Here is a 13,678-nt window from a genome sequence, read left to right as displayed (position 1 = left end):
TGAAAGCTGATTACTTTGCAACCTTAATATATAATCAGCTCTTTTATATTTTCAACGCTATTTTTGGCAATTAATTATGACATTATCATGGAATTAATACGCGGAATTCATAATCTACAACATCAACCACAAGGTTGTGTGTTGAGCATTGGCAACTTCGATGGCATCCATCTTGGACACCATGCTGTTTTATCTCGTTTGTTAAAAGAAGCTAAACGTTTACAAGTGCCTGCCACTGTCATGACCTTTGAGCCGCAGCCCGCTGAATTATTTGCAGGTAAAAATGCCCCAGGTCGATTAAGTCGTTTACGTGATAAATTCGTACAGCTTGAAAAATTAGACTTAGATAGTTTACTGTGTGTGTCCTTTACACATGAATTTGCTAATCTCAGTGCGAATGATTTTATTGAGCAGTTATTAATTAAAAAACTCAATGTTAAGTTCTTAGTGATTGGCGATGATTTTCATTTTGGTTATCAACGCTTAGGTGATTTTGCATTACTAAAAGAAGCTGGCGAGAAATATGGCTTTGAAGTCGTTGATACAAGAAGTCTGTCACAAGATGCTTGTCGTGTTAGTAGCACGCGGATACGTAGCGCATTAGCAAAAGGCCAATTACAACAAGTAGAGCAAATGCTAGGCAGGAAATATAGTATTGCTGGTCGTGTTGGACATGGTAAAAAGTTGGGCCGTACAATCGGGGTGCCGACTGCTAATTTATTTTTAAAACGCCGTGTTTCACCCGTATCGGGTGTGTTTGTTGTGTCAGTACTTGGTGTGAATGTAGAAGGCACTGATCAACAAGTTTATCGAGGTGTCGCAAATATTGGTTGTCGTCCCACTGTGAATGGTGAAAGACAGCAATTAGAAGTACATATATTTGATTTTGAAGGTGACTTATACGGTCGTCACCTTGAAGTGTTACTTGAGAAAAAATTACGCGATGAAGTTCGTTTTGATTCATTCGCAGAACTAAAAATACAGATTGATAAAGATATTCAGCAAGCTAGAGCATGGCATCAGCTTAATTAATAAATCGTTAGATGGAATAAAAACCGATGAGTGATTACAAAAGTACATTAAATTTACCAAAAACTGGTTTCCCGATGCGTGCAAACTTGGCTAATCGTGAGCCTAACATGCTTAAAAATTGGTACAAACAGGATCTTTACGGCAAGATTCGTGCTGCCAAGAAAGGTAAAAAGACATTTATTCTGCATGATGGACCTCCCTATGCAAATGGCGATATTCATATCGGTCACTCGGTTAATAAAATTCTAAAAGATATTATTGTTAAATCTAAAACATTATCTGATTTCGATGCACCCTACATTCCTGGTTGGGATTGTCATGGTTTACCTATCGAACTTAAAGTTGAGCAAAAGCACGGTAAGCCAGGTAAAAAGCTAACGGCTGCTGAGTTCCGTGTTAAGTGTCGTGAATACGCTGCGCGTCAGGTCGACGGCCAACGTAAAGACTTTAAACGTTTAGGTGTATTAGGTGAGTGGGATAACCCATACCTAACCATGAACTTTAAAACAGAAGCAAATATTGTTCGTGCGCTAGCGAATATCATTAAAAATGATCATCTACACAAAGGCTCAAAACCTGTTCATTGGTGTACAGATTGTGGATCTGCCTTAGCAGAAGCAGAAGTTGAGTATGAAGATAAATTATCGCCAGCAATCGACGTTGCCTTTAATGCGGTTGATGTTGATGCAGTTTTAGCGTGTTTTGAAAAGCAAGCCGATGACTTTGGTCATGGCGATATTTCTGCTGTTATTTGGACAACAACACCTTGGACACTGCCAGCTAACCGTGCCATTGCACTTGCTGCAAAAGTTGAATACTCATTAGTACAAGCCGGCGAACGTCGTTTGATCTTAGCGACCGATTTAGTGGCTGACTGTATGGCACGTTACGGTATCGAAAACTTTACTACGTTAGCTATCACTAAAGGCGCTGAGCTAGAGAAACAGTTATTCCAACATCCGTTCTTAGCATTACAAGTGCCAGCCATTGTTGCTGACCACGTGACTATCGATGCGGGTACTGGTTGTGTTCATACAGCTCCTGGACATGGTCAAGACGATTATTCTGCGGGTTTAAAATACGAACTAGAAGTTGCTAATCCTGTTGGTGACAATGGTGTTTTCCGTGAAGACACTGAATTCTTTGCTGGTTTGCATGTATTTAAAGCCAACGATAAAGTATTGGAAGTCTTAACTGAACGTAATGCATTAATCCATCATGTTAATATTAAGCATAGCTACCCGCATTGTTGGAGACATAAAACACCAATCATCTTCCGAGCGACACCTCAATGGTTTATCTCTATGGATCAAAAAGGCTTACGTGATAGCGCATTATCAGAAATTAAAGACGTTAAATGGATCCCAAGCTGGGGCCAAAACCGTATTGAAAAAATGATTGAAGGACGTCCTGACTGGTGTGTTTCACGCCAACGCACTTGGGGTGTACCAATCACTTTATTTGTTAATAAAGAAACCGATGAATTGCACGAGAACTCTATTGAAATGATGGAGTTGATTGCACAAAAAATCGAAAAAGAAGGTATTCAAGCTTGGTTCGATTTAGAGCCAGAATCTATTTTGGGTTTTGAAGCAGAGCAGTTCCGTAAAGTGACTGATACGTTAGATGTTTGGTTTGACTCTGGCACTACACATGCGTCAGTTGTCGGTGTACGCGAAGAATATACACAACCAGATGGTTCTCAAGCTACGGCTGATTTGTATTTAGAAGGTTCAGATCAACATCGTGGTTGGTTCCAATCTTCATTGTTAACCAGTACTGCAATCAACGGCGTAGCGCCATATAAAGAAGTATTAACACATGGTTTTGTGGTTGATGGCGATGGTAAGAAAATGTCTAAATCATTGGGCAACGTTATGTCTCCACAAACGGTGATGAATGACCTAGGTGCTGATATTTTACGTTTATGGGTTGCTTCTACGGATTACACTGGCGAAATTACCGTTTCTGATGAAATACTGAACCGTAGTGCAGATAGTTACCGCCGTATTCGTAATACATCACGTTTCTTATTATCGAACTTGAATGGTTTTGATCCGCAAACTGATTTAGTGGCGCCAGAAGAGATGGTTGCGTTGGATCGTTGGATTGTTGCTAAAGCCTTAACGTTACAAAATGAAGTAATTGAAGCTTACGACAATTACAACCTACATGTTGTTTATCAAAAACTAATGCACTTCTGTTCAATTGACTTAGGTAGTTTCTACTTAGACATTATTAAAGATCGCCAGTACACAGCTAAAACAGGCAGTAATGCTCATTTAAGCTGTCAAACTGCGCTGTATCATATTGTTGAATCTCTAGTGCGTTTGATTGCGCCAATTCTAAGCTTCACTGCTGATGAAATCTGGGGCCGTTTACCGGGTGAGCGTAATGAATTTGTATTTACTGAAACTTGGTATGAAGGTTTGTTTGGTTTATCTGATAGCGAAGTGATCAGTAATGATAAATGGACTCAGTTGATTGCGATTCGTGCTGAAGCGAATAAAGCTTTAGAGCTTGCACGTAAAGAAGCAGTGATTGGCGGTGGGTTAGAAGCTGAAGTCACTTTATATGCTTCAGATGAAATCAGTGCGTTACTGAATACCTTAGAAGACGAATTACGTTTTGTACTAATTACTTCACAAGCTACAGTTAAACCTTTTTCTGATGCGCCTGCTGATGCGGTTGCAACAGAATTAAAAGGCTTATCGGTACAAGTACAAAAAAGTGCTGCGGCTAAGTGTGATCGTTGTTGGCATCATCGTGAAGAAGTTGGTCAAGATGAGAAACACCCTGAGTTATGTGGACGTTGTATTACCAACGTTGACGGTGAAGGTGAAACTCGCCAATTTGCTTAATAGGCAATAACATACATTAATGCGTTTATATTAAATGCATTTTGACTAAACGCCTTGGTTATGAAAATGATTTGAGGCGTTTTTTTTAATCTTTGCCATCACCATTATTTGGGAATATCAATGACACAGAAATCAACATCCTCTAACGTTAGTTTACGTTCTGGTTTATCTTGTTTATGGTTAACTGTTGTGGTTTTAATTATTGATCAAGTGACTAAATATTTGACGATACAAATGTTAGATTTGTATGAATCCTATGAGGTTTTATCCTTCTTTAATTTTACCTATGCACGTAACTATGGTGCCGCTTTTAGTTTCTTAGGTGATGCGGGAGGTTGGCAGAAGTACTTATTCACAGCGATTGCTTTTGTAGTTTCTGCTTATCTTTTGTATTCAATGAAAACCACAAGTGCAACTCACCGTTGGATGAATAGTGCATATGCTCTTATTTTATCTGGTGCGATAGGCAATGTAATGGACCGTTTAATGTTTGGTTATGTGGTCGACTTTTTAGATTTTGATTTAGGTTTTTATCGTTGGCCAACATTTAATGTGGCGGATATTGCTATTTTTATTGGTGCTGCAATGATTATTATCGATGCACTACTGTGGGCCGAAAAGCGTGAAAAACAAGCAAACGAGAACAAATAAGGAATAATAGTAATGACAGTAAAAATGGCCAATGAAACAGTCAAGAATAGCAAAGTGATCACTGCAGATAGTGAAGTTTTAATGCACTTTTCAATTAAGCTTACAGATGGTTCTGCCGTTGATAGTACTAAGGTCGATAATAAGCCGGCTAAATTTGTAATGGGTGACGGTAGCTTAACACCCGGTTTTGAAGAGTGTCTGTTAGGTTTGACGGAAGGGGATTCGCAGAGTTTTACGCTTGCGCCTGAGTCTGCTTTTGGATTACCGAATCCAGATAACTTTCATTATATTGAGCTCAGCAAATTCTCTTCCGATGTGCCTGCAGAAATAGGGACCATCATTAGCTTTACGCAGCCGGACGGTAATGAAATTCCAGGTATTATTCGTGAAATAGTGGCGGATAGTGTGACTGTTGATTTTAACCACCCACTCGCAGGACAAACAGTAACTTTTGACGTTGACGTCTTAGAAGTTTTATAAATAACTGAAATATTGAGAGCATTATGAAAATTATTTTAGCTAATCCTCGTGGTTTTTGTGCAGGAGTACACCGTGCGATCAATATTGTTGAACGTGCGTTAGAGCTTTTTCCTGCCCCTATCTATGTGCGCCATGAAGTTGTTCATAATCAATATGTGGTTGATGATTTAAAAGCGCGTGGTGCGGTCTTTGTTGAAGAACTTGATGAAGTACCCGACAATAATATTGTTATTTTCAGTGCGCACGGTGTGGCGCAAAGTGTACGCGAAGAAGCAAAACGTCGTGCATTAAAAGTATTTGATGCGACTTGCCCATTAGTGACTAAAGTACATATGGAGGTCACACGAGCTAGTCGTCGTCATCAAGAGTGTATTTTGATTGGTCATCAAGGCCATCCAGAAGTTATCGGTACGATGGGGCAATACGATAGTGAGGAAGGTGGTATTTATCTTGTGGAGTCACCTGAAGATGTGGCTTTACTGGAAGTAAAAAATCCAGCTAGCTTGTGCTATAGCTCTCAAACGACTTTATCAGTTGATGATACTGCGCATGTTATTGATGCATTGCGGGTTAAATTTCCAAGTATCGAAGGCCCTCGAAAAAATGATATTTGCTATGCGACTCAAAACCGACAGGATGCAGTTAAAGATCTCGCTGATAAAACAGATCTAGTCCTAGTTGTTGGCTCGACTAATTCATCTAATTCCAATCGTTTGCGTGAAAAATCAGCCAGTGTTGGTGTCACATCATACTTAATTGATAATGAATTTGGTATTAAAGATGAATGGTTTGAGAATGTACAAACAGTAGGCGTAACGGCTGGCGCATCTGCTCCGGATGTACTAGTACAAGCGGTTATTCGAAAGTTACAAAAAATAGGTGGTGATGTGGTTATTGAAAATCCCGGTGTTGAAGAAAACACGGTATTTGAAGTACCAGCTGAATTACGTATTAAACAAGTAGATTAATATTTTTGCATATTTTTTTAATAATTAAATAACATCGCATTTTTGCTAACACTTTTTAGGTATTTTTAAGTATTTAGACTAGTATAAATAATGACCTTGATTGAGGTCATTATGTTCATCTATTTATTTTTATACTAAGGGTGTTATGACGCGTTTTACTACCCACAAAAAAGACCAAGGTTTTACCTTAGTTGAGCTCATTATAACCATTGCAATCGCTGCGATTCTATTAAGTATTGTTGTGCCTTCGTTTGCTAATTTGATTGAATCAAGTAAAACACGTGCCACACGTGATGCATTAGTGAGCTCGATTTATAGCGCGAAAGAAAAAGCACAAAGCGAAGGTTTTATTGTCTATCTCTGCCCAACATCTGACGGTAGCAGTTGTACTAATACCACCGATTGGGGAAATAACTGGCTAGTTTATGAAGATAAAGATGCAAGTTTAGATCTAAGTAATGGCGATATCATTATTGCCCATCTCACTTCTAAGACCGATTCAATGAAAAGTGATGTTGCTCAAGTTAGGTTTTCTCCGACGGGGCATGCAACAGCTAACACATTTCAAATCTGTAGTAACCTCGATAATTCAGTAGTGTATCAAATTCAACTCAGTGTAATGGGCCGTGTTAGCTTTGCTAATGCCACGGGGAGTTGCTCATGAGTAGTTATAAAGGTTTCACACTGATTGAGGTTTTGATTGCACTCATTATTGTTGCCGTAGGCGTACTTGGTCACGCTAAAATGCAGGCAAAATCAATGGACATGGCACAACGAGCTAGTTTTACACAAACGGCCAATATAGCACTAACAGACTTAGCGCAAAGATTAAGAGCAAACGCTGATCTTGCTCCTAGTTTTATTAAAGATAACCTTGCTGGCAATGTCATTGTTACCGCTAAAAATTGTTCTTTAGTCACCTGTTCCGATAACGAATTTGCAACGGCTGAACTAGCAGAATGGTTTAATCATTTACGAGGTAGTTTACCTTCTCCCAGTTTCTCTATTGTTAATAATGGTAGTGTTTACACCTTAACTTTAATTTGGGATGCCGCAAAAACAGGTGCAAGCAGCACAGTGTGCGATGCTGGAAATCCTAATTCATATCAATGTGGTAGTCTAAGTATATGGATCCCTTAAGAAAATATAATCAAGGTTTTAGCTTAATTGAGCTGATGATCGCTATGGTCATCTCATTGCTTATTGTAGCTGGGCTTTTTTATTCGGTGATGGGCGATATGCGCGCCTATGAATCTGTGCGCAGTACTCAAGCGTTAACGGCAAAAAGTAGAATGGCGGTGCAAACAATGCGTCTTTACATCCAACAAGCTGGATTTAGAGATATCGCAACACTACGAAATAGCTCACCGTTTGGCGTCGGACTTTCTTCTGCTGGTGTGAATTGGATTTCAAGGCAAACGATACAAGGAATGACCGCTTCAACTGTGCTTACCGATGAAAAGGCGGGGTCTGATATTTTAGTATTACGTTTTTTAGGATCTGCACAAAGTGGTGTTATTTCCTGTAATGGCAGTGATGTTGGTAATAGTACTCTTCACGAGATCACTCTCTATGTAAATACTAATAATCAATTAGTCTGTCAGGATAACGCTAATGCAGCGATTATATTAGATGAAAATGTAGAGTTCTTAGAGTTGCTGTATGGCACAACAGATAACAACACGCGTTATTTTACGGCTGCAACAATGACCGATTGGAATGATATTGATCGCATTAAAATTGGCTTACTTTTATCACAAAATGTATCTGCTCATGGCTTAATTAATAGCAACGCTTATAAGCTTTTTAATCAAACGATCAGTGCTGCCAATGATACTAATTATCGATCTGTGGTGATGGAAACTGTGCTTATTAGAAATAAAGGCAATTAATATGAATGGTATGTCGAAAAGAGGCCAATATGGCGCCGCGTTAATTACGTCATTATTGATGGTGTTAGTGATATCTATATTGGGAGTGGCTGTTAGCAAGCAAGTGATTGCCTTAAGAAGAGTAAGCTCTGTTAATTACGATCATATATCGAGTGTTAATAATGCAGAGTCCGCTCTTTCAGAGGCGCATAAATTTATTCTATTTAACTATCTAGAACCAGAGAATCTCAAAGGGAACCTTGTTACTGATACCACGAGATCTGATAATTGGTGGCATCAAGAGAGCAATTGGCAAAATCAAAAAATAGTTAGCATAGGTCTAGAAGGTTCCCCTGTTTATCTTCTGCAGGACGATGGTCTCGATGAAAGTTTAATGTTAGGCACAAATGCAATTCAACGACGATTTTACCGTGTGACTGCAAAAGCACAGGGTAAAGGGCAAGCAGTCGCTTATTTACAAAGTTATTACGCAATACTGGAGTAATTAACAATGACAAAACACAATACAAGGCGTAATACAAAGCTTAATAAAAAATCAAGTGCAGGCTTTACTTTACTTGAATTGATGGTGGTAATGGCGATTGTGGGTATTCTGGCGTCTATTGCTTACCCTAGTTATACCGGTGTTATGCAGAAAACTCGGCGCCAAGAGGCAGTACGCACATTACTAGAAGCTTCACAAATGATGGAAAGCGCTTACGCAATGAATTTTAATTACACTAGCGTAGTATCTGGTGCTGCTCTCACCTCATTTACCACCTCAGATGACTTTAGCCAATACTATAATTTAAGCGCATCGTCGAGTAGCACTACATTCACATTATCTGCAATACCTAAAAGCACACAAGCCAACGACACATGTGGCACATTAAAAATCACACAAACGGGCAGTACAACGGCAAGTACAAGCGGGTGTTGGTAATGAATAAGGACATTATGATGAATAAATTATTAAACGGAAATATACCACCAGCAACGCAGTTGTTGTCGTCAACCTTGCTAGTGTCATCAGCACTGCTACTGATGGTAACGTCAGTCAATGCAGCTGATTTAGATTTAGCGACTAAGCCTCTTTATACGGGCACGACAGAATCACCAATGATGATGCTAGTGATGGGCAGAGACCATACACTTTATTATGAAGCTTATAATGATGCATCCGACTTGGATGGTGATGGCACTCTCGATATTAAGTTTATGCCTGATTATGCCTATGAAGGATATTTTGATTCTAGGTATTGTTATAAACCTGAGTCTAAGGTATTTGTTCCGCAAAGAGTTGCCGATACCTGTACAGCGTCTGAAGAATGGAGTGGTAACTTTCTTAATTACCTAACCATGACACGCATGGATGTACTGAGAAAAGTACTTTATGGTGGCACTCGAAGTACTGATACTGAAGGTGAAACAGTATTAGAACGTGTATTTATTCCACAAGATGCACATAGTTGGGCTAAAGCCTACACCTCAATAGAGGTCGATGGGTATGATATTGCTGATTACGCGCCTTTGTCAGTGCCAAGTTCAGGTAAGCAGCACTTTTTTGGTTCTGTTACTTATAACAGTTTAACTGACGCACCAATTTTACGAGTACGCCAAAATGCAAGTTATGGAGGTAGTGACCCAGGTATTTGGAATTGGGCATCGACAGAAGGTCCTGTTCTTCGTTCGAGTGGTGGAACACAGTCTAAGGTTGACAGTTATGTGGTGAGGGTTGAAGTTTGTAAAAGTGGCTTTACAGATGGAAATAATTGTAGGGTTTATCCAGAAGGTAATCCAAATGGTAACTTTAAACCGACTGGGCTATTACATGACTATGGTGAAAAAAACCAAATGCTATTTGGTTTATTAACAGGGAGTTATAACAAAAATTTATCGGGTGGTGTACTTAGAAAAGCAATTAGTCAATTTTCCACGGAAGTTAATGTAAATACTGGGCAATTCACATCAGTTTCTGATGGGATAGTAGCAACTATTAATAAATTAAGAGTTCATGGTTTTAGGTATAGCGATCAATCTTATAGGACCAGATGCGGGTGGATAACAACTCGTGCGATCAATGAAGGTGAGTGTGCTTCTTGGGGGAATCCAATAGGTGAAATGCTTTATGAAACCATGCGTTATTTCTCTGGAGTTGGAACTGCTAGCGGCAGTTATGACTATGCAGACTCTGAACTAGGTTATGATGAAAGTCTTTCATTATCTACATCAGATTGGGACGACCCCTATGATGACAAAGGGACCTGTTCTCGCCCAAATGCCTTACTAATCAGTGATATTAATCCTTCCTATGATTCCGATCAATTGCCTGGTGTCTACAGCGAGTTTTACGCTACTTACGATGGCACTACACTGCCTGATTTTAGTGTAAGTAATTTATTAGATATTATTTCTTCGACTGAAAATAAAACCAGCGGGCAATTTTTTATCGGGCAATCAGGTACAAATAATGATGGTGTGCCTACGGCCAAAGAGATTACAGGGTTGGCTTATGTACGAGGACTCGCACCTGCTGAACCCACTAAAAAAGGTAGTTATAGCTCTGCGGCCGTTGCTTATTATGGCCACAAAAATGATATCCATACAAGTAAAGCCAATGACCAAAAAGTCACCTCTATGGTGGTGGCTTTAGCTTCAAACTTACCTGAAATTAAAGTGAACATTGATGACGATATTATTAAAATAATTCCATTTGCAAAATCGGTTGGTGGAAACAGTATTAAGAAAGGTAAAAATGAGTTTCAACCGACAAATACAATTGTAGATTGGTATATTGAATCGATTAGCTCTAGCAAAGGTATATTTCGTATCAACTTTGAAGATGTTGAACAAGGTGCTGATCATGATATGGATATGATTGTTAAGTATACCTATGAAGTAAAAGATAATCTTTGTAAAACATACAGCAATGATACTTGTAGCGAGACAGCTAAAGGGGTTGAAATTACACTAGACTCTACTTATGCGGCAGGTGGGATAGACCAGCATGCTGGGTATGTTATTTCTGGTACAACCAATGATAACACCTTTTTAGAAGTTAAAGATCGAGGTGGTCGTGAAGTAGAATATTATCTAGATACACCTGATAGCCTTAATTATGATAATAGGGATATAAGCGATAGTGATACAAAGTTGGGATATACTGCAACAAGGGTTTTCTTTCCAAGTGATACAAAAGCCGCTGACTTTTTACCTTCGCCACTTTGGTATGCGGCTAAGTGGGGAGGGTTTTCAGATATTAATCATAACCAAAAACCAGACCTTATCAGTGAATGGGATGCGGATCAAAATGGTGACCCTGATAACTATTTCCCTGTTACCAATGCTGGCCAATTACAGTATCAATTAGCTGCTGCCTTTGATTTAGCCTATGACGGCAATGTGGCTAGTACCTCTCCTGTTTTTTCGTCTAACTTCTTAAGGGTAGGCAGTTTGGTGTATCAAACTTCCTTTGAAGAATCTGCTTGGAGTGGTGATGTTGAAGCTTATATTGCAAACACCAGTGGAGAGTATCCGTCAACTGCCTCATGGAGTGCTGCTGAGCAGTTAGATGCGATGGATATTGGTACTCGTAACATATTCTCTCGTCGTGACGATGCTGCGGCTGGAGCGCAAGGGACGGTATTTGAATTTAAAGCGCCTGATACTGAACTAGGTAGTTTATTTACTACGGACCAAGCGAGTCTGTTGTTAAGTCACTTTAATAGTACGGGAAATATTGAGCAAGAGGATACTGAACAAGACAACAATGGTAACAATGGTAACAATGGCAACAATGGCAACAATGGTAACAATGGTAACAATGGCAACAATGGCAACAATGGTAACAATGGCAACAATGGTAACAATGGCAACAATGGTAACAATGGCAACAATGGTAACAATGGCAACAATGGTAACAATGGCAACAATGGTAACAATGGTAACAATGGTAACAATGGTAACAACGGAAATAATAGTAATGAAAACGAAATTGAAACTGATAGTGATGTAGCCAGTCAAGAATTTGCTTATATGCAAGCCGCTATTAATTATATTCGTGGTGTACGAACACATGAAGCAGAAGACACTGCTTATGAGTTTAGAGAGCGTAATAGCAGACTAGGAGATATCATCTATTCCGCCCCTTATAATGTTTCTATCGGTAAAGGACATGAGGTTGAAGATGAAGTTTTAGTTTATGGTGCTAATGATGGCATGGTACATGTTGTTGATGCTAACAATGGTGAAGAGCTTGTGGCGTATATACCAAGTGGTGTTTATAGTGCTCTAGGTAATTTAGTGCACACTAGTTATACCCATGAATACTCTGTTGATGGTGGAATTACTGCTTACTCAGATGATGCCGACAAGATTGAGCTTACGATTGATGGCGAGACCAAAGAAGTGGGTCGTACGACAATAGTCGGAAGATTAGGTCTTGGTGTTGAAGGGCTTTACGCAATTGATGTATCTAAAGTTAAGTCATCAAATGGCAACATGATGAAGTGGGAAATTACTACCGATTCCACTGGTTTTGCAGGGATCGGCAAGAGCATTGCTTCTCCCACTATTGTTAAACTGCATAACGGGGAAAAAGGTGTTATTTTTGAGAATGGCTTCAACTCAACGGATCCAAATGGGGCTATCTATATTGCTAATTTGACCACGGGAGCTTTAATCAAAAAACTCAGTGTGGGTAGTCAAATCGATCCAACGGGGGCTGGTAGACCTAATGCATTAGCACAACCCGCTATCATTGATAATGATGGTGATAGTATTGCTGATTATATTTATGCGGGGGATCTATTTGGTAATATGTGGGTGTTTGATATTAGTAATGAAAGCGTTACCGAGTGGGGTAATAAAAAAGTTAATAATAGTCCGCTGTTTACCGCATATAGTCCAACTATGGATGGTATTAAATATCAGCCTCAAGCTATTACTACACGCCCCTCTGTTGCTAGGCATCCAAGTGGTAGTGGTGTGATAGTTGCATTTGGTACGGGTAAGTATATTGAAAATGACGACACGGATATTGAAAATCAGGCAACACAAAGTTTTTATGCTATTGCCGATCAGTTAGATACTGCGGTTGTGAATGCAACAAGAACGTTAGGTGTATTTAGCGCATTACAAAATCAAACAATTATAAAAGAAACGAGTACTAATCGAATATTATCAAGCAATCCAGTCGATTGGACTACTGTGAATGGATTTTATTTAGACCTGATTAATACCGAAGATGATGAATCAGGTGTTGCTAATACTAATAACTATGGTGAAAGGCTGATTGGGAATAGCTTAGTGTTTGCTAACAAAGTCAGTTTCACTACCTTAATGCCCAATCCTGATGTGTGTTCAGCTGGAGGAACAGGTTGGTACATGGAGTTAAACTTATATACAGGGCAAACTTGGAACTTAGGCACGACTAAGGTCGATGACCCTTTAACTGCAGAAGATGAATCGATTCCCGATGATAGCTCTAATCAGTTTTTAGATGGAGTAAGTAATGGTATGACGTCCGTAGTGTCTCCTAATATAGTCATTATTGAAAATGAAGATGGCACGACTAAAGAAGTGATGGGTTCTGATGAGGTTGCTTTGAAAACCTGTATTACATTAAGTACAGGTAAAGTTATTTGTTTTGACGACACAGCGATAGCAACAGGTCGCTTAAGTTGGAGACATTTATACTAACTTTAATGGTTATGCTTTAGCTGGGGAAAGCCTAGCTAAAGTAGGATTTAGGTTAAAAGTATTTTGATGGCATGTTTAATTTTGGGAGAGGCTTATCATAGAAGATAAGCTCTAC

Annotated in this window: 11 protein-coding genes; all 11 read left to right on the top strand. The window is 39.2% G+C overall.

Annotation, left to right across the window (positions count from 1 at the left end; translation table 11 throughout):
* Nucleotides 1-87 precede the first annotated feature (87 nt).
* The 11 genes from ribF (at nt 88) to MT391_RS14620 (ending at nt 13,563) form a co-directional block, all read left to right on the top strand.
* Nucleotides 88-1,032, top strand: a complete 945-nt coding sequence (ribF, locus tag MT391_RS14670) for a bifunctional riboflavin kinase/FAD synthetase (RefSeq protein ID WP_499498756.1) — start codon at nt 88-90, stop codon at nt 1,030-1,032.
* 26 nt (nt 1,033-1,058) lie between these two features.
* Nucleotides 1,059-3,893 (top strand): isoleucine--tRNA ligase, encoded by a 2,835-nt coding sequence (gene ileS, locus MT391_RS14665; RefSeq protein ID WP_499498754.1) that lies wholly within the window; start codon nt 1,059-1,061, stop codon nt 3,891-3,893.
* Nucleotides 3,894-4,013: 120 nt separating this feature from the next.
* Nucleotides 4,014-4,544 (top strand): signal peptidase II, encoded by a 531-nt coding sequence (gene lspA, locus MT391_RS14660; RefSeq protein WP_166371765.1) that lies wholly within the window; start codon nt 4,014-4,016, stop codon nt 4,542-4,544.
* Nucleotides 4,545-4,556: 12 nt separating this feature from the next.
* The gene (fkpB, locus tag MT391_RS14655) at nt 4,557-5,024 is read left to right on the top strand and encodes an FKBP-type peptidyl-prolyl cis-trans isomerase (RefSeq protein WP_299664506.1); all 468 of its coding nucleotides are present in this window, start codon (nt 4,557-4,559) and stop codon (nt 5,022-5,024) included.
* A gap of 23 nt (nt 5,025-5,047) precedes the next feature.
* On the top strand, nt 5,048-5,992 hold the full coding sequence (ispH, locus tag MT391_RS14650) for a 4-hydroxy-3-methylbut-2-enyl diphosphate reductase (RefSeq protein WP_499498753.1): 945 nt from the start codon (nt 5,048-5,050) through the stop codon (nt 5,990-5,992).
* 145 nt (nt 5,993-6,137) lie between these two features.
* Nucleotides 6,138-6,656, top strand: a complete 519-nt coding sequence (locus MT391_RS14645) for a GspH/FimT family pseudopilin (protein ID WP_499498751.1) — start codon at nt 6,138-6,140, stop codon at nt 6,654-6,656.
* Nucleotides 6,653-7,132: a type IV pilus modification protein PilV gene (gene pilV / locus MT391_RS14640; protein ID WP_499498750.1), complete on the top strand. Its 480-nt coding sequence runs from the start codon at nt 6,653-6,655 to the stop codon at nt 7,130-7,132. The genes MT391_RS14645 and pilV overlap by 4 nt, the downstream gene beginning before the upstream one ends.
* Complete coding sequence (locus MT391_RS14635) at nt 7,120-7,884, top strand: PilW family protein (protein WP_499498748.1); 765 nt, start codon at nt 7,120-7,122, stop codon at nt 7,882-7,884. Before pilV ends, MT391_RS14635 begins: the two co-directional genes overlap by 13 nt.
* Before the next feature lies 1 nt (nt 7,885).
* Complete coding sequence (locus MT391_RS14630; protein WP_499498747.1) at nt 7,886-8,368, top strand: pilus assembly PilX family protein; 483 nt, start codon at nt 7,886-7,888, stop codon at nt 8,366-8,368.
* Between the two features lie 6 nt (nt 8,369-8,374).
* Nucleotides 8,375-8,806, top strand: a complete 432-nt coding sequence (locus MT391_RS14625) for a type IV pilin protein (protein ID WP_499498745.1) — start codon at nt 8,375-8,377, stop codon at nt 8,804-8,806.
* Nucleotides 8,806-13,563 carry a pilus assembly protein gene (locus MT391_RS14620; RefSeq protein ID WP_499498743.1) on the top strand — a complete coding sequence of 1,586 codons (4,758 nt, stop codon included), beginning with the start codon at nt 8,806-8,808 and terminating at the stop codon, nt 13,561-13,563. The genes MT391_RS14625 and MT391_RS14620 overlap by 1 nt, the downstream gene beginning before the upstream one ends.
* Nucleotides 13,564-13,678: the final 115 nt, after the last annotated feature.

Origin of the sequence: Vibrio sp. 1-Bac 57, from assembly GCF_037546855.1 — a bacterium.
Taxonomy (GTDB): domain Bacteria; phylum Pseudomonadota; class Gammaproteobacteria; order Enterobacterales; family Psychromonadaceae; genus Psychromonas.
This window is presented reverse-complemented; position numbering and strand designations above follow the sequence as displayed.